At 40.4% G+C, this 21,900-nt stretch carries 19 protein-coding genes and 1 tRNA gene; 8 read left to right on the top strand and 12 right to left on the bottom strand.

The genetic code is table 11. The features are described from left to right. Nucleotides 1-373 precede the first annotated feature (373 nt). From mutS to V6E90_RS17390, 5 genes are all read left to right on the top strand, one after another. Nucleotides 374-3,013, top strand: a complete 2,640-nt coding sequence (mutS, locus tag V6E90_RS17410; RefSeq protein WP_332606028.1) for a DNA mismatch repair protein MutS — start codon at nt 374-376, stop codon at nt 3,011-3,013. Between the two features lie 118 nt (nt 3,014-3,131). After that, a complete protein-coding gene (locus V6E90_RS17405; RefSeq protein WP_332606110.1) occupies nt 3,132-3,662 on the top strand; it encodes a GNAT family N-acetyltransferase in 531 nt (176 codons plus the stop codon). Nucleotides 3,663-3,965: 303 nt separating this feature from the next. Then, a complete protein-coding gene (gene fdxA, locus V6E90_RS17400) occupies nt 3,966-4,295 on the top strand; it encodes a ferredoxin FdxA (RefSeq protein ID WP_004652744.1) in 330 nt (109 codons plus the stop codon). A gap of 123 nt (nt 4,296-4,418) precedes the next feature. Next, a complete protein-coding gene (locus V6E90_RS17395; RefSeq protein ID WP_016540560.1) occupies nt 4,419-5,132 on the top strand; it encodes a D-Ala-D-Ala carboxypeptidase family metallohydrolase in 714 nt (237 codons plus the stop codon). A gap of 139 nt (nt 5,133-5,271) precedes the next feature. Beyond that, complete coding sequence (locus V6E90_RS17390) at nt 5,272-5,940, top strand: O-methyltransferase (RefSeq protein WP_016540559.1); 669 nt, start codon at nt 5,272-5,274, stop codon at nt 5,938-5,940. A 119-nt stretch (nt 5,941-6,059) separates the two neighbouring features. Here the strand turns inward: V6E90_RS17390 and V6E90_RS17385 are convergent, their stop codons facing one another. From V6E90_RS17385 to V6E90_RS17335, 11 genes are all read right to left on the bottom strand, one after another. Continuing rightward, on the bottom strand, nt 6,060-6,902 hold the full coding sequence (locus V6E90_RS17385) for a universal stress protein (protein WP_016540558.1): 843 nt from the start codon (nt 6,900-6,902) through the stop codon (nt 6,060-6,062). A 105-nt stretch (nt 6,903-7,007) separates the two neighbouring features. Then, nucleotides 7,008-7,622, bottom strand: coding sequence for an acyltransferase (locus V6E90_RS17380; protein WP_065343002.1), 615 nt, complete (start codon nt 7,620-7,622; stop codon nt 7,008-7,010). A gap of 77 nt (nt 7,623-7,699) precedes the next feature. After that, nucleotides 7,700-8,287, bottom strand: a complete 588-nt coding sequence (locus tag V6E90_RS17375) for an IMPACT family protein (protein ID WP_065343003.1) — start codon at nt 8,285-8,287, stop codon at nt 7,700-7,702. A gap of 91 nt (nt 8,288-8,378) precedes the next feature. Further along, the gene (locus V6E90_RS17370) at nt 8,379-9,569 is read right to left on the bottom strand and encodes an HlyD family type I secretion periplasmic adaptor subunit (protein WP_016540555.1); all 1,191 of its coding nucleotides are present in this window, start codon (nt 9,567-9,569) and stop codon (nt 8,379-8,381) included. Between the two features lie 17 nt (nt 9,570-9,586). Next, nucleotides 9,587-11,710 (bottom strand): type I secretion system permease/ATPase, encoded by a 2,124-nt coding sequence (locus V6E90_RS17365; RefSeq protein ID WP_065343067.1) that lies wholly within the window; start codon nt 11,708-11,710, stop codon nt 9,587-9,589. Continuing rightward, nucleotides 11,710-13,200, bottom strand: a complete 1,491-nt coding sequence (locus V6E90_RS17360) for a TolC family protein (protein ID WP_332606027.1) — start codon at nt 13,198-13,200, stop codon at nt 11,710-11,712. Before V6E90_RS17360 ends, V6E90_RS17365 begins: the two co-directional genes overlap by 1 nt. A gap of 343 nt (nt 13,201-13,543) precedes the next feature. Further along, nucleotides 13,544-14,290, bottom strand: coding sequence for an LPS export ABC transporter ATP-binding protein (lptB, locus tag V6E90_RS17355; protein ID WP_004652734.1), 747 nt, complete (start codon nt 14,288-14,290; stop codon nt 13,544-13,546). Continuing rightward, nucleotides 14,290-14,838 (bottom strand): lipopolysaccharide transport periplasmic protein LptA, encoded by a 549-nt coding sequence (lptA, locus tag V6E90_RS17350; RefSeq protein ID WP_332606026.1) that lies wholly within the window; start codon nt 14,836-14,838, stop codon nt 14,290-14,292. The genes lptB and lptA overlap by 1 nt, the downstream gene beginning before the upstream one ends. Continuing rightward, nucleotides 14,822-15,373: an LPS export ABC transporter periplasmic protein LptC gene (gene lptC / locus V6E90_RS17345; RefSeq protein ID WP_016540550.1), complete on the bottom strand. Its 552-nt coding sequence runs from the start codon at nt 15,371-15,373 to the stop codon at nt 14,822-14,824. Before lptC ends, lptA begins: the two co-directional genes overlap by 17 nt. Before the next feature lie 39 nt (nt 15,374-15,412). Further along, complete coding sequence (locus V6E90_RS17340; RefSeq protein ID WP_016540549.1) at nt 15,413-15,952, bottom strand: KdsC family phosphatase; 540 nt, start codon at nt 15,950-15,952, stop codon at nt 15,413-15,415. 3 nt (nt 15,953-15,955) lie between these two features. After that, a complete protein-coding gene (locus tag V6E90_RS17335) occupies nt 15,956-16,933 on the bottom strand; it encodes a KpsF/GutQ family sugar-phosphate isomerase (RefSeq protein WP_065343004.1) in 978 nt (325 codons plus the stop codon). 376 nt (nt 16,934-17,309) lie between these two features. Between V6E90_RS17335 and V6E90_RS17330 the strand changes: the two genes are divergently transcribed. The 3 genes from V6E90_RS17330 (at nt 17,310) to V6E90_RS17320 (ending at nt 20,382) form a co-directional block, all read left to right on the top strand. Beyond that, a complete protein-coding gene (locus tag V6E90_RS17330; RefSeq protein ID WP_065343005.1) occupies nt 17,310-18,719 on the top strand; it encodes a purine-cytosine permease family protein in 1,410 nt (469 codons plus the stop codon). Nucleotides 18,720-18,822: 103 nt separating this feature from the next. Beyond that, entirely contained in the window at nt 18,823-20,244 is a 1,422-nt protein-coding gene (gene cysS / locus V6E90_RS17325) for a cysteine--tRNA ligase (RefSeq protein WP_332606025.1), read from the top strand. A 62-nt stretch (nt 20,245-20,306) separates the two neighbouring features. After that, a tRNA-Gly gene (locus V6E90_RS17320) sits at nt 20,307-20,382 on the top strand. 193 nt (nt 20,383-20,575) lie between these two features. Here V6E90_RS17320 and V6E90_RS17315 read toward each other — a convergent pair. Next, on the bottom strand, nt 20,576-21,889 hold the full coding sequence (locus V6E90_RS17315) for an MFS transporter (RefSeq protein WP_332606024.1): 1,314 nt from the start codon (nt 21,887-21,889) through the stop codon (nt 20,576-20,578). Nucleotides 21,890-21,900: the final 11 nt, after the last annotated feature.

Raw genomic sequence — 21,900 nt, 5'->3', positions numbered from 1 at the left:
AAGGACATTATTTTTCAGATTAAAAAAAGACCTGAGCAAACAATCTTCGTTCTTTTTGCTTAGCAACTTGAATGCTATAGCGACACTTGACCGATTTCTCAAGTTGATCGAGTCGTATTCTTTTGCTGTTTATTTCTTCACACGTCACGGATTCCTTTTTGTGAATCTTTCTCAATTTGTTAAGATGAGCCAATGAGGAAGTCATTCAATTTCTCATACACTGTTGACTCAATTTTGACAGAAAAGAAGTCCTTAGAAAGGTATACTTTGCTTGGCAATTAAGTCGAATTTTACAGTGGCTGTTAGAATTGGCGAGACAGCCAAACTTTTAAATTAAACTTATTTATTATTTAAATTTAAGGATTTAACATACATGAATAGCGCTGAAATCATGGCTGATCTTTCATCTCATACGCCGATGATGCAGCAATATCTCAAAGTCAAAACGGACTATCAGCATGCATTGCTGTTCTACCGTATGGGTGACTTTTATGAGCTATTCTTCGAAGATGCACATTTAGCGGCTAAACTTTTAGGTATTACTCTGACGCATCGTGGTAAGGCCAGCGGTCAACCAATTCCTATGGCGGGTGTGCCTTATCATGCCGCAGAAGGCTATCTTGCTCGTTTAGTCAAAGCTGGTCGCACAGTTGCAATTTGCGAACAAGTCGGAGAAGTCACAGGCAAAGGGCCTGTTGAACGTAAAGTGGTTCGGATCTTAACCCCTGGTACATTAACTGATGATGCTTTACTGGGGAGCTATCAATCCTCAAATTTGGTCGCACTCTGCATCCAACAAAATCAAATTGGTTTTGCCTTACTCGACTTAAGTGCAGGTATTTTTAAAGTTCAACAACAAGACTATAAACCTGAACAACTGCCAATCGAGCTGGCTCGCTTAATGCCAAGTGAAATTTTGATTGATGAAGATCTTATTGATCAAAATATTATTGAGCAGATTAAGAAAAATCTAGACTGCCCTATTACTAAACGTCCCAATGTTGACTTTAATTTAAATAATGCACAAAAAACCCTATGCGATCAGTTTAGTGTTTCAACCTTATCAGGATTTGGTTTAGACCCATTACCACTGGCAAAAGCCGCTGCTGCTGCGTTGATTCACTATGCCAAAGAAACACAGAAAACGGCCTTACCACATATCCGCTCCATTCAAATTGAGCAAAGCACTGACTTTATTGCACTGGATCCTATTACTCGTCGCAATTTAGAAATTATTGAGCCACTATTTGATCATGGCACATCATTATTCCAATTAATTAATGACTGTCAAACTGCAATGGGTGGACGCTTACTGAGCCGTACCCTGATGCAGCCAATTCGGGACACCGCGATTTTAGATGCGCGTCTCGATGCAACTGAGCAATTGTTAAAAGGCTATCATGAGTCGCCACTTCGTTTAGTTTTAAAAGAAATTGGCGATATTGAACGTGTACTCAGTCGAGTTGCGTTAGGCAGCGCACGTCCGCGTGACTTAGTGCAATTGCGTCAAGCTTGCGCACAAATTCCTTTCCTTCGCCATGCCTTAGATCCTGTTTTAAAAACACAGCAATCTAAGTTATTAACTCAATTAGATGAAGAGCTTGGCGACTTCAAGAGCCTACATCAACATCTGATGGCTGCAATTGTTGAAAGTCCACCTGTATTACTTCGTGATGGCAATGTAATTGCAGAAGGTTATGATGATGAGTTGGATGAACTGCGTAAAATTCGTGATCATGCTGGACAATTCCTAATTGATTTAGAGATCAAAGAACGTGAACGTACAGGTATTAATACACTGAAAATCGGCTATAACCGTGTCAGTGGTTATTATATCGAGTTAACCCGTGCCCAAGCAGAACAAGCACCTGCCGATTATATTCGTCGTCAAACCCTCAAAAATGCCGAGCGCTATATCACACCAGAACTGAAAGGCTTTGAAGATAAAGTCCTGTCCAGCGAATCTCGTGCCCTCGCCCGTGAAAAACTGTTGTTTGAATCATTACTGGATGAGTTACGTCAGAACATTGCACATTTGCAGATGATGAGTGCTGCGATTGCATCGATTGATGTATTGGCAAATTTTGCCCATCAAGCACGCCTCAACAATTGGGCAAGACCAGAATACACACCTGAAACCAGTATCAAAATTCAGGCTGGTCGCCACCCAGTGGTTGAAGCCTTAAATAAAGCCCCTTTCACACCGAATGATACCTTTTTAGATTCGCAACATCGTATGGCAATCATTACTGGCCCAAACATGGGGGGTAAATCGACCTTTATGCGTCAGACGGCTTTAATCAGTCTATTGGCCTATTGCGGTAGTTTCGTACCAGCCAAAGCTGCAAAATTAGGCTCGATTGACCGTATCTTTACTCGTATTGGTTCTGCTGATGATTTATCGACAGGTAAATCTACCTTCATGGTGGAAATGACCGAAACCTCTCAGATTTTGCACCATGCCACCAGTCAGTCTCTCGTACTGATGGATGAAGTGGGGCGCGGTACCAGTACCTATGACGGTCTTTCATTGGCTTGGGCTTGTGTGGTTGATTTAACCAAACGGGTGAAATGCCTCTGTCTATTCGCAACACATTACTTTGAGTTGACTGAATTGGGTGGCGAAGCTGGCATTGATAACTATCATGTTACCGCACAAGAACTAAATGGCAATTTGATTTTGCTGCATAAAGTTCAACATGGTCCAGCCAGCCAAAGTCATGGTCTACAGGTTGCCAAATTGGCGGGGATCCCTGCCAATGTCATTAAAGAAGCACAGAAGCGTTTAAAGATTCTGGAAAAACAACAGCATCAACATTTGCAAAGTAGTGTACAAAATGACTTATTCAGCGCTGTTGAGCATGAGATCGAAACTCAAGTGGTCGAGAGAATTATTGAAGTTGAATCCCAATCTCCTGCACTAACCTTATTACAGCAGATTGATGTCGATGATCTAACACCGCGTCAGGCATTGGAACAGCTCTATTCACTCAAAGCAGCTTTGAAATCATGAGATAGCAGGCTCAAATCAGTTAAATCTGTTTGAGCCATCTTCATCTATTCCTCTACCAATGAGATGATGTTGACTCACCTTCTGATTCAATATAAAAGTTAAGGACAAAACCATTAATATTCAGTTTAAAATCCTACAATTTTCAGAAATTGATCTAATCTGGCAACAGATTAGTCGGCGTGAACTGATCACTCAAATGTATGTCCAACAGGGTTTAGATTTGAAACTCATTGATTGTTTTTATGATGAGCAAAATTGGGATACCTATCATTTGGAAAATGACCCAGCTTTGCTCAAACAATTGCATCAACAAGGGGCGCTATGCGTAGGTGGATTTGATTCAGACAATCAGCTGATTGCGATACAGGTCGTTTCCAATCAGTATATTGCTGACTATCCTGATGCCAAGTTACTGCAATATTTTTATGTGGATGCTGATCATCAAGGTTTAGGGATTGGCACTCAGTTGATGTTATCAGCTCTTAACTCAGCACGACAACTTAATGCCAAACAACTCTATATTTCTGCCACCCCGAGTCAGCGCACAGTGGATTTTTACCTTAAACAAGGTGCTCAACTGATCGCACAACCTGATCAAGAGCTGTTGGAACGAGAACCAGAAGACATTCACTTGCTCTATACACTTTAACTTTTTACACAACTCAGTAGAAATAAAAAACTAAAGCTGATTCAGCCTTGTTAATTAGCTGTTTTAATTGAGAATAAAAATAAGATTCAGTTGCAATGAATGAGCGAATTAAGCAGGCTATGACTTTATTTTTAATCAAAAAACCCAAAAATGATTGCAATATTTTCTTTATTATCAATATATTAATCTATTTTTCATATGTATAAATAAACAATATCAATAAAAGCAATTGTTTGTTTACCCCTTTTTTGCCTACAATACCTCATTCCAAACAAAAAACCGTATTTTTAGGTAGCTGTCGCCATGACCTTTGTTGTCACTGAAAATTGTATTAAATGTAAATATCAAGATTGTGTTGAAGTTTGCCCTGTAGACTGTTTCTACGAAGGTCCGAACTTCCTCGTTATCAATCCAGATGAATGTATCGACTGTGCACTTTGTGAACCAGAATGCCCAGCAAATGCAATTTTCTCTGAAGATGAATTACCAGAAGGTCAAGAAGTCTTTATCGAACTCAATGCTGAATTATCAGAAAAATGGGCAGGTAATAACATCACACAAATTGGTGAACAACCAGCAGACCGTGAAGAATGGAATGGTAAGCCAGACAAGCTACAATATTTAGAAAAATAATTCAAAAGACCAGTTTACTGGTCTTTTTTATACCTGAACCACACATTTCTTTGCAATTACGTCATTATTCATGCGCTATTTTGCATTAAAATAGTACGCCTACAGATTTTGAACTGCCTTTTTATGATGCGAAATAAATTACAGGGTCTATTATCATTATTTATCATCCCTGTGATGATGGCGGGCTGTACCAGCTCAACGACAAAAGTAAATCAGCAGCAAGGTAAAAGAATTTACATTCCCCAAGAACAAGTCACGATTACCCGCCCGATCCCAAACAAAGTTGAACCTGCATCTTATCGCCAATGGTTGAATCAAGGTGAAAATTATGCCCGTGTTCGGGAATATGAACAATTTCTGACACGTAATAATGTGGCGCATATTATTCCAAGCTTTGAGTTACTTCGTACTGCTCGCGACTGGCAAAAATGTGGTCGTACCGAATATATGGTGCCTAACCGTGAATTATGGAACAATTCCCTTTCGACCTTACGGGTCTTTAAGTATTTAATCGCAGCCAAAATCCTGACCGATTTTGAAGTGACTTCTGTCTATCGTGATTTGCCACTCAACCAATGTGCGGGTGGTGCGGGTTCTTCCAAACATTTATTCAACTCAGCCATCGATTTCCGTATTGGGCCTGAATATCCTCAACCTCAAGATTATGCCTATATTGAGCAAACCAAGTTTAAATTATGTCAGTTCTGGGCACAGCATGGCCAAAGCCTAGACTTGGGAATTGGCTTATATAGTTCTGGTCAGATTCATATTGATACCCAAGGCTATCGTACTTGGGGCCCTGATCTTACCCGCAACAGCTCAATGTGTAATTTCTAAAAATAGATCATATTCTTAACAAGAGATCAAAATGATCTCTTTTTTGCTTTAATCCTATAGATTCAATCAGCAATAAAATTGCACTCTCAGCATAAACGTTTAAAATGCAGAGCTAACAAATTGGTAGGTAAACTTGATTATGCAACAGATGTGGACCGAGATTGATGACTATATCAATTCACATTTAATTCCCACAGATCCAAGACTTCAACATGCATTAGACAATACTGATACTCAGGGTTTTTCTAATCATTTGGCTGTTGCGCCTAATCAAGGCATGTTTTTGCAAATGTTGATTCAAATGAACCAATGCAAACGTGTATTGGAACTCGGTACGTTTGGAGCATACAGTACTATTTGGCTTGCTAAAGCTCTACCTGATGATGGTTATCTGCTGACGGTTGAAGGACGTGATACTCACGTGCTCATTGCCCAAGAAAATATTGATTATGCCAATATGCCCACCCATATTGAGCTCAAAAAAGGTCGTGGTGCAGATATTATGAACCAGCTCATTGCAGATGGCAGTGAACCCTTTGATCTGATTTTTATTGATGCAGATAAACAAAGTTACCGTGAATATTTTGAACTCAGTCTCAAACTGTCGCATTCAGGCACCATTATCGTTTTGGATAATGTGATCCGTGCAGGCGCAATTTTAGACGAGAATAACAAGAAACCTAGTATTGAAGGAATTCGTGAAGCTTTCACTGCATTGAAAGATCATCCTCAGCTGCTTTCTTGCACAGCTTTGCAAACCGTCGGCTCAAAAGGCCATGATGGTTTTGCCATTGCCATTGTAAAATAAAGGTCAAAAAACAACCTATTTAATTTAGTTGTGTAATATCAATAAATTATATTTATCTGCTATGCTTTTCCATACAGTTATCCACAGGAATTGCGGATAACTATATGGAACAAAATGAATCACTTAGCAACTAATAGCGGAACATTGGCATTACGAAAAATGGTTGTTGTGATACTACCTAAGAAAAATTGATGAATTTTACTGTGGCTGAATGCACCGAGTACAATTAGTTGAATATCATGTTCTCTTTGATATTCAAGAATATTTTGTGCGACATCACCATAACGATATACAGAAACCACCTCTAAACCCGCATCCGTTAAATACTTTTCAGGTTCCGCCAACATTTCTGGATGATCACCCACATAAAGCAAATGACATTGTAGTTTTTTCAACAGATCACTTTGCGCAATGCGTTGCAGCATCTTCTGGCAAGTCGGTGAATATTCATAAGCAAAGATGAAACGTTTCGGTGGCTGAAAATGTTCGCCGACTGTGATGACGGTACAATTCGCCCCACGGATAAAGTTTTCGACATTGCTGCCAATGGCTTTATTCTTCTCCGCGGCGCGCTCACCAACCCGACCCATGATCACGACATCATTTTCATTGAGGATATTAAAACTTTGTTCAAGAAAATCGCCTTTTTCCTGAATTTTAGTACTGGTTAAACCATATTGCTTTTCGATCAGCTCGGAAATGTGATTGAGCAAATTATTACTATAATCGAGTGCTAGCTCGCTTTGCTTTTGTTCCAACTCCGCGAGTTCTTTAAGTAGCATGGCATTACTTTCAAAGCCAATCACGCCACTGATTTCACCTAAATGGTAGCTAGCTGGGTAATAGTCCAAGATTTGCAACAATACCAACTCTCTTTGCGTTTGTTTCGCAACCCATACTGCCGCTTCCGCAACAGCATCAATGCAGGGTGAAGAATCAATACATGCAATTACACGGTTCATTTTCGCCTCTCTCTAGGTATATACCTTAGGTCTTCTACTTATTTTTAACTTAACATAGATAAAAGCATGGTGGGTTAAATTTATGTATCGAATCTCATACGCTTTTTATTCGCTTCGATAACGAATAAGTTTGGCAGGGTTGCCTGCAACTACCGCATAATCCTCAATATCTTTAGTCACCATACTGTTCATTCCCACCACCGCATGATCGCCAATTTTAATTCCATCCTTGATCCCGACATGAGCACCTAGCCACACATCTCGACCAATCTCAATGCCTTTGGAAGTCACGGGTTGTTGATAGATCGGACGATCCATTTCCATGCCATGATCAAATGCATAGAGATGACTATAGGCCGCAATTCGAACTTGATCATGCAACTTAATTCCGGTACGACCACCATCTAAAATACAATGGTGGTTAATGGCCACTTCATTGCCAATTTCTAAAGGACCATGCAAAGTACAATCAGCCGCAATAAAAGTATTATCGCCAATACTAATCTTTCGACCACGTTCAGCAAAAATATGGGCTAATGGTGAAATAAAACAATTCTGACCAATTTCAACGGTTTCCATCTCCATCAAATAGGCTTGATACTCTGCCTGCCATGCCTCAGCCCATTCACGGTGTTTGGGTTTCAGTGTCCAATACAGCCAAGGCATATAATTCAGACGCTGTTTATGCTGCTCTCGGTATTTCAATAAAGGATCATTCATCGTCTTGTTGTTCCTCGAGCAACACCACTTGCTCACGTCCTGAGAGGCATCGCCTCGCAAGAGAGGACAGATACATTTCAATCATCACATACATGTAATTTCTCACGTCCTCTACTCACATCCTGAAGTTTAAGTCTTAAAGGTTCAATTTGATGCACTTGAACACGTGCCTCAATGACCACCCCTGTTTCGGTATATTGTTCTTGATATTCGATCTGCTGTTGCATCAGCTCATATTGAATAATCGCCCATTCATTAAATAAACAAGCAAAGCGAATTTCCTTCTTTTCAATCAATTCAATTTTTTCAGCCAAGAGCAAACATTGACCTGCACAGCCACCATAAGCACGAACCAATCCACCTGTGCCTAACTTAATCCCACCATACCAACGATTTACCAATACAATGACATTGGTCAACTCATTGCCTTCAATCGTCGCAAGTATAGGGCGCCCTGCTGTGCCAGAGGGTTCACCATCATCATTAAATCGAACCTGATGTCCAATTTTCCACGCCCAACATTGATGTGTCGTCGACAGATCTTTATGTTCTTCTAAAAAATTTTTAACCTGCTGCTCATTTTCAACAACAGCAGCAATCGCTTGGAAACGACTTTTTTTGATTTCTTCTTCGAAAGTGACCGGACTGGCAATGGTGAATGGCATAAAGCATAAATACAAATTTAAAACGCAATTATAGCTTTTTCGCATCCAAATAAAAAACCTCGCATCAAGCGAGGTTTTCAATCAGCACAAGTTAGCGTTCACGCAATGCTTCTTTGGCTTTATTAAACGGTTTCAATAAGTAATCCATAATGGTTTTTTGCCCCGTACGAATATCCACGGTTGCCACCATACCTGGTGTGATGCTAAAGGCTTTACCTGCCTTGTTATATAAGCGATCTGAATCCGTACGAATATAAACACGATAATAGAACTGATCTTGCTTAACCTCATCACGAATAGTATCGGGTGAAATCACCGTCACTTTACCATCCAAACCGCCATAGATTGAATAATCATAGGCCGTGATTTTAACCAAGGCCTCCTGGCCAGGACGAATAAAAGCAATGTCACGTGGTGAAATACGCGCTTCGATCAGTAACTTATCCTCTAAAGGTACAATGGTCATGAGCTTACCATTTTGAGGAATCACACCACCTAAAGTCGTAACATCAATTTCTTTCACAACGCCACGTACAGGGGCTTTAAACACTGCACGTTCCAGACTGTCATTTCGACCATTCACAATCTGCTGCTGAGTTTGAATATCAGTATTGGCCTTAGACAATTCTTCTCGTGCTTTGACATAATACTGATTACGCGTGTCATTGATTTTATTATTTAAATCATTGGCCTCACGCTTTAAACGCAAGACTTCAACCTCACTGGCCGCCCCTTTGGCAACCAATGGCTCAGTCATTGCCAGTTCTTGTCGTACCAGTTTTGCAGCTTGTTCATAACCTTCAATTGACTGTTCTAAATTGGCACGTCGTGATAAATACAATGCCGTTTCTTCTTGTACCAATTTAGGACTCTTTTGCACGTCTTCAGGAAAACTTAAAGGCGAACCTGTCACTTCAGCACGTAAACGTGCAGCTGTTGCCTGCGCAGAAATCAATAAAGACTTTGACTCTCCAACATTTGAAGCAAAGCGTGTAGGATCAAGTTGAGCAAGGATTTGCCCCTTTTCAACTACATCCCCTTCATTGACATCAAGTTTTGTGAGAATTCCCCCTTCAAGCGACTGGATAATTTGCTCTTTTGAAGAGGGAATCACTTTCCCCGTACCCGTTGAAACTTCTTCCAGATTAAATAACCATGCCCAGATTAAGAGTGAAAGTAAACCAATCCCGATCATCCAAACAACAAGCGTCGAACGAGGTAACCTTGGTTCATTATAAGTTACGTTCATGGGACGACTGCTGTTCTGTTGTTGTTCACTCATAAAATTTCCTCGAAGTATTAAACTATTTTTTGTTTTATTGATGATTGTTGTAAAACTTGATCTACTGGTCCATCCATGACGATCTTACCTTCATTCATGACAATAATTCGGTCCACCAACTCCAAAACAGCACGTCGATGTGTTGCAACCACTAAAGTTCGATAACCGAGCCAACTCTTCAAGTGATCAATCAGTTGCTTCTCTGCAACATCATCAATTGCCGCTGTAGGCTCATCTAGCAATAGAATATTCGGTTGACGAATCAATAAGCGCGCCAACAATAAGGCTTGTCGTTGCCCTCCAGAAAAACCAACACCACCTTCCAAAACCAAATGATCGAGTCCTTCTTTCTTTTCATGCACAAAACTCAAGGCACCTGTTACTTTTAAAGCTTTAAGAATATCTTCATCACGCGCTAAAGGTGCGCCAAGTGTCAGATTTTCACGAATTGTGCCATAAAATAAATGAGCATTCTGATTAAGTAAGCCCATATCACGACGCACATCGGCAGGGTCAATCAGACTAATATCCAAATCATCCAAATACACCGAACCCGAATTAGGGAACTGCATTGCAGATAAAATCTGTAATAAAGTAGATTTACCCGCACCATTGCGTCCTAAGATTGCAATACGTTCACCCGCACGAATCTTAAGTTGTGGGATCACCAAACTTGGGCGTGGATCCTCTTCCGTGTATTGGAACACCACTTTCTTCAACTCATAATCGCCATGCAACACTTCTTTGTGTACTAAATGTGCTTGATCTGGTTGATCTACAGGTTTCTGCATTAACTCATCTAAGCTTTTCTTCGCGACTTTTGCCTGTTGCAAACGTCCCAAAATCCCGGTGATCTGTGAAATCGGCGCAAGCATACGTGAAGATAAAATCGAACAGGCGACCAGAGCACCTGTGGTCATGTCACCTTTCATCACCGCAAAACAGCCCACTAATATCACCGCGGCATATGTTAAGCCCTGAATCTTTTGTGTCCACGCAGTCAATACACCTACGATCTTGCGCTGCTGCATACTAATATCGGCAGACACTTCATTCATATGATTCCATTGATTCTGGAAACGTGACTCTGCGCGCAATAACTTAATATCTTCAATGCCTTGTACTGCTTCTACCAAAATGGCATTACGAATTGAAGATTCACGCATCCCTTCCTGTGCAAGTTGTGCCAATTTATTCTGGGCCAAAATTGCAGGCAAAATCATCAAGGGAACAACCAGCAGCATCACCCAAAAGAGATTGCCGCCAATAATTGCAAAAATAATCAGGAATAAGAAAAAGAAAGGGAGATCAGCAATTGCTCCCATTGTGGTTGACGTCACCAGATCACGAACACCTTCCAACTCTCGGATTTGAGAAATAAAGGTTCCCGTTGACTTAGAACGCTCACTATTTTTAATTCTTAGTGCATGGCCAAAGACACGATCAGAGATCCTTAAATCTGCACGTTTACCTATAATATCGGAGATATAGACCCGCGATAGTCTTAATACAAACTCAAAAATAGCTGCAATCAGCACTCCACCAGCAAGTACCCAAAGCGTTGGAATAGACTGAGATGGAACTACACGGTCGTAGACCTGCATCGAAAAGATAATCGTGGCCAAAGCCAAAATATTGGCAATCATCGATGCCAACATGATATCGATATAACGTTTCCAATCCTGTAAGACAATTGACCAGAACCAGCTTGGTTCATACGGTTTAATGTATTCATCAATACGTGCATCAGGCACTGACTGTTCTGGACGAAGCACATATACATTTTTAATAATGTGCTTCAATGCACCCACTGCAAACTTTTGTGATAAACCTTGATCACCACTCAGTTGAACACTGACGTGGCCTGAACCGTCGGCTTTATCAATAACACCAACTTGCCCGTCGGCTAACTCTACCAGCACAGGTAAACGCCAGGGGTTAATCACGTCATCACTAAAAGTAACCCGTCTGACATTTAAACCAACCTGTCGACTAATCAAAACCAATACTTCATCTAGATTTTGATTTTGGTTCCAATCGAGCTGTAAACGAATCCGCTCCTCAGAAGGTTCAATGCGATAATGTTTTGCAATCGTCAGTATGGCCTGTAACCAAGGCTGATAATTTATTTTTGTAGTCATCATGGTTGTACCTCAAATCCTTGGATTTTTATATTATTGAGGTCATAGGCTTGGCGAGAACGTCCAGTCGCAGCAATATATTGTGCAATACTGCTGTAAATGTCATAACGTGCCGTTTCTGCTTCTGAATTCGCACTATGAATTGCCTGTTCTGCATTGAGCAGGTCAACCAAAGTTCGGGTCCCTAACTTATATTGTTCTTGGTAAAGTTCTCTAGTTCGTATTGTTGTCGCTTGTTGCCCTGCCAAAACCTGCATTTGGCGTTGCTTATTTTCAATTTGTTCACGGCTGGTTCGAATTTGATCCAACACTTTTAAATACACGGCATTGACCTGTGCTTTTGCTGCCTCTTCAGCAAAACTCGCCGCTCGGGTTTTTGAGGCGGTTGCTCCACCCTGATAGAACTGACTGCTAGCTTCAAACATGATGGCACTATCAAACCCGCCCTCTTTATCATTGCTTGGGTTTCTGCCATGTAAAGCTTGACTCAGTTCACCTTTTACAGCTAGTGTCGGATAATTACTCACCTGTGTCTGTAATTTTTGATTACGTGCAACTTCAATCCCAGCTTGTGCTGCAATCATTTGTGGAATGGTATTGAACTGTGGTGCCGCATATAAATCTGATTGTTTTACATAATCTTCTGAAATGGCCCATTGTACATTTCGTGTATCAAAGCCCAATAATGTATACAAATGCTGCTGATATTGACTCAGCAAAGATTGTTGCGCGATCATCGCCGATTGTGCTGATTGCAAATAAGACTGTGCTTGTATCGGATCCGCCTGACTACTAATCCCCGCATTGGCACGCAAATTCGCCATCTCTTGGATACGTTTAATCCCTGCAATTTGCTGATTCGCAATCTGGATCAGTTTTTGATACCGCTGAATATTGATAATCGTCTGGGCGGCGTCTAAAGAAATATCATCAATCTTGACCAAAACATTGGCTTGACCAACCAAAACTTTAGCTTTTTCGACATCAACACCCGACTTTACTTTGCCGAAATCATACAGCATTTGCGTTGCACTTAACGTCAGCAACTGCTGCCCTCGAGTACTTTTTTTGCCTAAATCACCTGTGCTGACCCCACCACCAATCTGTGGATAATAACCAGACTTGGCGACATCAATATTGGCATTTTGTGAAGCTAATGCTGCAATACTTTGAGAAATTTCAGGATTACGCTGTACTGCAATCTGTACTGCATCCGTAAGCACTTTGCGTTGATTTTGCCAAAAAGCAGTTGGAATCGTATCGACTTGAGGGCGACCTGACCCCACCACAGGCAAATCACGTCCCAATGAAGTATCTACAGAAAAATTACTCAATTTCTGCATTTGTGCCACTTTGAACTCATCACTACTTTTTGGGACAAAAAGCTTAGAAATATTGTTTTTTAAAGTGTGATACTGTTCACTCGGTGGTGTTGCATGTGTCATTGGCACAGACAGTGTTGCTACATAGAGTAACCACTTAAAATCCATACTTTTTTTCCATGTTCCATTATTCACTTTTATATCGTTGTGCAAGTTCATATTTTTTTCGTATTGTTATCATTTCAGCATTTTCATTTTAAGCATTTTTTTATAAAAAACACTATGTTCCCCACATAAATTCCCACATAGATATGTGTATATTTTTGTAAAACAGTTCACATTTTAATAGATTATGCCTTGGTAATAGAATAAATAAAATAAATAGGTATCAATAAATTAACTAAAGCCCTGCTCAAACATTTTATTATCTGTCTAATCTTTCACCGCTCATCATTTTTTTCTTCATAAAAAAAGAACCTCTTGGTTCTTTTCTTAAAACAGATTTTGCAGATTAAACAACAAAATCATCGCCGAGGTATACCTTACGAACTTGTTCATTATCCAGAATTTCTTGCGGTGTGCCTTCTGCAATCACAGATCCCTCACTCACAATATAAGCTTTCTCACAAATGGCTAAGGTCTCACGAACGTTATGATCGGTAATCAACACGCCAATGCCACGATCTTTGAGTGTCTGAATAATATCTTTAATGTCACCAACAGAAATTGGATCCACGCCCGCAAAAGGTTCATCCAGCAACATAAACTTCGGATCAGCAGCCAAAGCACGTGCAATTTCAGCACGGCGACGCTCACCACCCGATACACTCATTCCCAAAGAGTCCTTAATGTGATTAATTTTAAAATCACTTAATAATTCATTGAGGCGTTGTTGACGCTGCTGTTTATTTAAATCTTTACGCGTTTCTAAAATTGCCATAATGTTTTCGGCAATGGTCAGCTTTCTAAAGATTGAAGCTTCTTGCGGTAAATAGCCAATGCCTTTACGCGCACGTTCATGCATTGCCAGATCGGACAAATCAAGATTGTCTAAGTGAATCTCACCTTTGTCCATGCGAACAAGACCAACGACCATATAGAAGCTTGTGGTTTTACCTGCACCATTTGGCCCAAGTAGACCCACAATCTGTCCACTCTGCATTGTAAAAGAAACATCTTTCACAACCCAACGTTTACTATAGTTTTTAGCCAAATGCTTAATACAAAGCGTTTGTGGTTGTTGCACTGATTGCTCCATTAATCACGCGCCCCTGGGAAACTTTTTGAACTTGAAGGTGGAATAATGATTTGCACGCGATTGGTTGAAGAACCTTGTGCTTCTACATCCCCTTTATTCATACTATATTTTAGGCTATTACCCCGAATACTTGAGCCATCCTGATACAGATAGGCCTTACCCGTTAAAGTAATAATACCCGTATCTGCGTTATAGACGATGGTTTGTGCTTCACCACGAGCTAAGCCCTTATTTGCATCCATTTGCTGCTGAAATTTTGCAAGCTGGCCTTTTGCAGTGATGATTTGAATCTCTTTTTTGCTATTTAAATTTGCAACAATTGAATCTGCTTGCAGCTTCATCGTACCTTGCTCAATCACCACATTACCCGTGTAGGTGGTTACACCTGTTTTATCATTATAGGTTGCACGATCAGCGACTAAAGAAAGCTGTTGATTACGATCTGAGGGCAAAGCAAAACTTGCGGCAGAAGATAACACAAGCACAACAGCACAAGTGGCTTGTTTCAGGAAAGTAGAACGAGATTTAGAATTAAGAGCTAGGCGCATACTTTCCTCGAATTTTATAAAATTCATATTGACCATTATTTAAATTAGCCTTGAGGCCTTGACTCACAAACTGAGCTGATGGTGATTGCACCGTGACTTCATGTTGTGTTTCAAGCTCTCTTGTTTTTGGATAACCAGTGAGTTCATCGGTATGAAACTCCATTTTATTACCCTGATCAGACAATTTCGTTGCAACAACATCACCCAGCAGAACAACTTTACTATTATCATCATAACCTTGTGCTTGCTTGGCATAAAATGTTGCATCAGGTTTGCCCTGTTTGTACATCACCGCATTCAATTGATCAAACTGAGAGGTTTTTTGTTGCATATTCTGTTCTAGCTGTTTGACTTGAGCACGAATATACAAATTCCCTTGTTCATCGGTTTGGGTTAAATGAACACCTTGCGCTGAATAGGTCATATTCTTGGCTGAATCAACATCCAACTTTTTTGCTTTGCCACTGTAATAGTAATAGCCACCACTCACCGTAGCGACCACAACAGCAACAACATATAAAACTTTGGTATCCATAAACAGGGTTACCTAACCTTTGAGCGAATCAACACTATATTAATGTGGTACAGCAAGATATTTTTCAAGCAGTTCTTGGTAAACACCTTTTGCCATCAACAACATATCGCAAACTTCACGCACTGCCCCACGGCCACCCATTGCTTGGGTCACTAGATTCGCACGACGGCGTACCTCTTCATGGCCATTTGGCACAGTGACTTTCATACCTGCAATCGCAAAGGCAGATAAATCAGGCCAGTCATCACCCATATAGATACAATCTTCAGGTAAAAGATTCAATTGTGCACACGCTTCACGTAATGCAGTTCCTTTATCCTCACGTCCTTGGAACACCAAATCTACACCAAGATCAGACATTCGTTTTTCAACAATGTTACTTTTCCGCCCAGTGATAATAATCACTTTCATTCCTGCTTGCTGAACCAATTTCATGCCCAAGCCATCACGAATATCAAATGATTTAATTTCATCGCCTGAATTGGTTAAAGTGACAAAGCCATCGCTTAAGATCCCATCTACATCAAGCACAAGGGCTTGTAAATGACGAGCTTGTTCTTGTAAAGCATAAGATGCCATGGCTTAATTTACTCCTGCCTGAATGAGGTCATGCATACTAATCACACCAATGACTTTATTGGCTTCATCAACAACCACAAATTGATTAACTTTTTTCTCATGCATTTTTTCTAAAGCTTTTACCGCACGGGCTTCCTGAGAAATCGTCAATGGGTTTTTAGTCATGACTGCAGACACTGGTAAATTCACATCAAAACCTTGTTGCTGGTCAATCATACGACGTAAATCACCATCTGTAAAAATACCCAATAAGGTATCATTTTCATCCACAACTGTGGTTAAACCCAGACGCTTGTCAGAAATTTCATATAACACTTTGTTCATCGGCGTATCTGGTCGAACTTTGGGTAACTCAGCCCCGATATGCATCAAATGTTTGACATGCAAAAGTAAACGTTTACCTAAAGCGCCTGCGGGGTGTGAACGGGCAAAATCATCTGCTGTAAAACCACGCGCTTCTAATAGTGCCACTGCTAAGGCATCACCTAACACCAAAGTCGCGGTGGTGCTTGAGGTTGGTGCTAAGCCTAAAGGACAAGCTTCATCTGCTTGTCCCAAGGTCAAGGCAACGTCCGCATTTTGCGGCATTGGCCCCTTGTCATCACGACTAATGGTAATTAAAGGCACACCTAAATGCTTGATCAATGGCATTAGCATCATGATTTCATCACTTTTACCAGAGTTTGAAATCGCGATCAGTACATCTCCACGCACCAACATACCCAAATCACCATGCCCAGCTTCACCTGGATGCATAAAAAAGGATGGGGTTCCTGTCGATGCAAAGGTAGCCGCCATTTTACGACCAATATGCCCTGATTTACCCATTCCTGTCACAACAACACGTCCTTGACATTGCAAGAGAATCTCACATGCAAGGTCAAAACGCTCATTAATCTGGGCAGCAAGAACCTCAATCGCTTGTTGTTCGACACGCAACGTTTCTAATGCGCTTTTTTGGAAATCTATGGTTTGTGACATATGAGTTTGACTCAAAATAATACTCTATCCACCTGTACGGTAGACGATTTTAATCAAAAGAATGGTGGAGATTCTAGCATATCTGCAAATATTACACGTTTCTAAATGTATAAGTTTTCATGAAAAATGAAGAGATGAAGTATAAAAAATAAGACACATTATATTTGGCTAAACATCCATATTTTAAATCCCTATTTAGTTCAGCCTATGTAGAGCCATCTTTCATCATGCGCCCCCTCTTTACTTGATAGAAAAAACTTGCTTATTATTAATTCAAGTTGTATATACATATACAAATAAGATCATACATGACTAGACCTAAGCACCCAATTAGGTATTTAAGACGATAAATGCTTCAAGGATACGGAGTAAAAAGATGAACTCACTGGATGAGAAAGAACAACATCAATTTATTGAAAACCGCAGTATTGATTTTATTCCAGAACATGAAAGGCACGGCAGTGTTTTCGGTCAATTTACACTATGGTTTGGTGCTAATTTACAAATCACAGCAATCGTTACAGGTGCTTTGGCGGTTGTACTAGGTGGTGATGTGTTTTGGTCGATTATTGGTTTATTCATTGGACAATGCTTCGGTGCCATCGTCATGGCTTTGCATGCAGCACAAGGCCCCAAACTTGGCCTGCCTCAAATGATTTCAAGCCGTGTTCAATTTGGCGTATATGGTGCCTGCATTCCGATTTTCTTAGTTTGCTTGATGTACATCGGATTTACTGCCACAGGCGAAGTCCTCGCAGGTAAAGCGATCGCACAACTCATCAATGTCAGCAATAGCACTGGAATTTTAATCTATGCGGCGTTTATTGTGATCTTTGCCACCATTGGTTATCGCTTAATCCACTGGGTGGGAAAAGTTGCAAGCGTTATTGGCATAGTTGCCTTTATCATTATTTTGACTCAAATTTTAACCCATTCCAATTTTTCTGAATTAATGGCCGTTCAAAAGTTTAGCTGGTCCTCATTCTTATTAGCAATTTCGCTTTCTGCTTCTTGGCAAATTTCATTTGGCCCTTATGTGGCTGATTATTCCAGATACCTCCCTTCAAATACCTCTTCGACTCGCGTCTTTTTGGCAGTCGGTTTGGGGTCGTTGCTCAGCTCACAAATCTCAATGACTTTAGGGGTATTCATTGCACAGATTTCACAAGGCGGCTTTGTCGGAAATGAAGTGCAATATGTGGTGGGTATGAACGCTGTAGCGCTGATCATTACGTTCTTATATTTCAGTATCGCTTTCGGTAAAGTTACGCTATCCACGCTAAATGCCTATGGATGCTTCATGTGCATTGCAACCATCTGGAATAGCTTCAAACCACATTATCAAATTTCAAGAATGACACGTTTAGGTATCGTCCTTGCGATGGTCGCCATTTCTACAATCATCGCAATTCTGGGTGAGCACACTTTTTTAAATACCTTTAAAGCATTTATTTTGTTCTTACTCACCTTCTTTATTCCTTGGAGTGCAATTAACCTCGTAGACTACTATTTCATCTCTAAAGAAGAATGTGATGTCGCTGCCTTATACGATCCGAATGGAAAATATGGTCGCTGGAATAGTATCGGCATTGGGTGTTATATCATGGGCGTGTTACTACAACTCCCCTTTATTCATAGCAAAGTTTACACGGGTCACATCGCGACCATGTTAGGGGGTATCGATATCTCTTGGTTGGTCGGCATTCTGGCAACGGCTGTGATTTATTATTATTTCGCAAAAAAAGCTCAACTTCGAATGACAAGTCAAATTGGTTTTGAATCATGAAATATTGCAAATGAAAGCCATCTTTTTTCTACTGATAACTTTATGAAATATGGTGCATACGTTATGATGAATAACGATTTTTGTAGAGTGTTTGAAAACCCTTATGCAACCTTTTGTTCTATATAACTCTGAGCAACGTAAAAAAGTTGAATTTGTCCCACGTAAAGAAGGTCAAATCGATATGTATGTCTGTGGTATGACGGTTTACGATTACTGTCATATTGGGCACGCTCGGGTTATGGTTGCATTTGACTACATCATTCGCTTTCTACGCAGCCAAGGTTGGAAAGTTCGCTATATTCGCAACATTACTGATATTGATGACAAAATCATTGCACGTGCCAATGAAAATGGCGAAAGCATCCAACAACTCACTGCTCGTTTTATTCAAGCAATGAATGAAGATGCGGCTAACTTAGGGTGTGCTGAACCTGATGAAGCGCCCAAAGCAACTGAATATATTGATCAAATGCAAAATATGATTGGTACCTTGGTTGATAAAGGGGCTGCTTACCCTGCTGCCAATGGCGATGTTTATTTTGAGGTGAGCAAGTTCAATAAATACGGTCGTTTATCTGGTCGTAAATTGGATGATATGCAAGCCGGTGCATCTGAGCGTGTGGATGTTGAAGTTGAAAAGAAACATCCCTTTGACTTTGTTCTTTGGAAACATGCCAAAGCAAATGAACCTGCATGGGCTTCACCTTGGGGCAATGGCCGCCCAGGTTGGCATATTGAATGTTCTGCGATGTCGACCTGCTGCCTAGGCAATCATTTCGATATTCATGGGGGCGGTTCAGATCTGATGTTCCCGCACCATGAAAATGAAATCGCACAAAGTGAAGCATCGACTGGTGAACAATATGTCAATTATTGGATGCATGTTGGTTTCATCAATGTTGATGGCGAGAAAATGTCTAAGTCATTAGGCAATTTCTTTACCATTCGCGATGTGATGGAGAAGTTCCACCCTGAGGTAATTCGCTACTTCATCGTGTCTTCTCATTACCGTAGCCCGGTCAACTTCTCTGATGTTGCCTTAACAGAAGCAAAAACTGCTCTGAGTCGTTTTTATCATTCATTTAAAGCCTATCAACAGCTATATGGTCAAAAAACGATTGAAACATTAGAGCAAAACTTTGTTGAACGTTTTAACAGTGCAATGTGTGATGACTTTAATACCGCTGAAGCCATGGCGGTACTTTTTGAGCTCAACAAAGAACTGAATCGCGCGGTGAAAGAAGAGCAAGCAGAACAAGCGGCAATGCTTTACTCTACCCTACGTCACTTAACCAACATTCTTGGTTTAGTTCAACATGATGTGGATGAATTCCTTAAGTCAGATATTGGTCAGGAAGCACTTACACTGTCTGATACTGAAATTGAAAACTTCATTCAGCAACGTGTTGATGCGAAAAAAGCCAAAGACTTTGCGAAAGCCGATGGCATTCGCCAATCTTTACTCGATCAAGGTGTGGTTTTGGAAGATACGCGTCAAGGTACAATCTGGCGCCGTGCTGATTAATTAAACACTCAGCATTATAAAGAGTTGACACTTGAATGAAACTCTCTATAATGCGTCCTATTGCGGGAATAGCTCAGTTGGTAGAGCATAACCTTGCCAAGGTTGGGGTCGGGAGTTCGAGTCTCCTTTCCCGCTCCAGATTCAAAAAAGCCCTTATCGAAAGATAAGGGCTTTTTATTTGTTCCTCGTTATAGTATCAGCTTAGTTCAGTATGATTAGACTCGACCTCATCATATTTGAGTGTGCAGAGCACACCCACAACGAACAACTTATATGACTTTTCCACATCACTCTTCAGATCTTAATATCAATTGAGTTTAGGTGATTGATATTAATTTTTATATTTAGAGAATCGGTAGCCCTGATCACATAATGCGGCAATCACAACAAAAACTGCTGCGGCGATTAAAATCATGATAACACTGGCTGTTGAGTGTGTAGGTGAGGCTGCAACCATACTCAAAGCACCCAATGGAGCTAGACCACCAGCAATTGCCGTACCAATTTCTCGGCTAGAACTCACCCCAGTAGAACGATTTTCTACTGAAAATTGTCGGCATAAAAATGAGCTTTGTGAAGCAAACATCATTGGTGCCAAAATACCGGTTCCTATCGCAATTGCAATATAGATAAAGATATCCTGACCTGTTTCCAGTAATTTCACAAAGGGATAAGCAAACAATAAGGATAAAAGCCCACCTAAGATCAGTACTTTTTTACTACTCCAATAATCACACAACCATCCAAACAAGGGCACGGTTACGATGGCGACTAAACTGGCGATCGTAATCGACAAAGATGTAACATGTGCTGTCACCTCTTTAAATTGTGTTAAATAAGCTAAAGAGAAGGTTTTAAAAATGTAGCTTAGTGCGTTATATCCAATTGCCACAATCAAAACAACCAACACCCCTTTTAGATTCGCTTTAAGTAAACTTTTAAAAGGATTTTCAATCTTCACTTTTGAATCGTCATTAATTTTTTGTTCAAAATCTGGCGTTTCAGGTAAATTTTTTCTGACCCAAACCCCGACAAGGACCAATACAAAGCTTAATAGAAATGGAATACGCCAACCGCCATTTAATAAAAATTCATCTCCATTTAAAGTGAGTAGAAAAATAGTCAGTGAGGACAATAATAAGCCCAAGTTTAAACCTAATGCTGGCCAAGTCCCTTGACGACCACGTTTTTCATCCGATGCGTGCTCATAAGAAGTAATTGCCGCTCCCGCGAATTCCGCACCTGCACCAAGCCCCTGAATAATCCTAAAAAAAACTAAAAGTATGGGAGCCCAAATCCCAATCGTGTCATAACTAGGAATGAGTCCGATAAATACAGTACATAGCCCCATCAGCAAAAAGGTGATATAAAGCATTTTTTTGCGACCATAACGATCACCAAAAAAACCAAAAAATATACCGCCAAATGGTCGAGCAATAAATCCAATTGCAAAGGTCGCAAAGGCGGCAATCGCTGCTGTACTAGGATCAGATTTATCAAAAAAAACTTTACTAAAAACAATAGATGCCATCGTGGCATATAAGTAGAAGTCGTACCATTCCAACATTGAACCCACAATGGTGGCCGTTGCAACTTTCTTTAAACGTTTGGCTTTTTCTTGTTCTGTTTCATGAACATTTTGCATACGAATAATCC

This window comes from Acinetobacter sp. ESBL14 (genome assembly GCF_036668815.1).
Classification (GTDB): domain Bacteria; phylum Pseudomonadota; class Gammaproteobacteria; order Pseudomonadales; family Moraxellaceae; genus Acinetobacter; species Acinetobacter gyllenbergii.
This window is presented reverse-complemented; position numbering and strand designations above follow the sequence as displayed.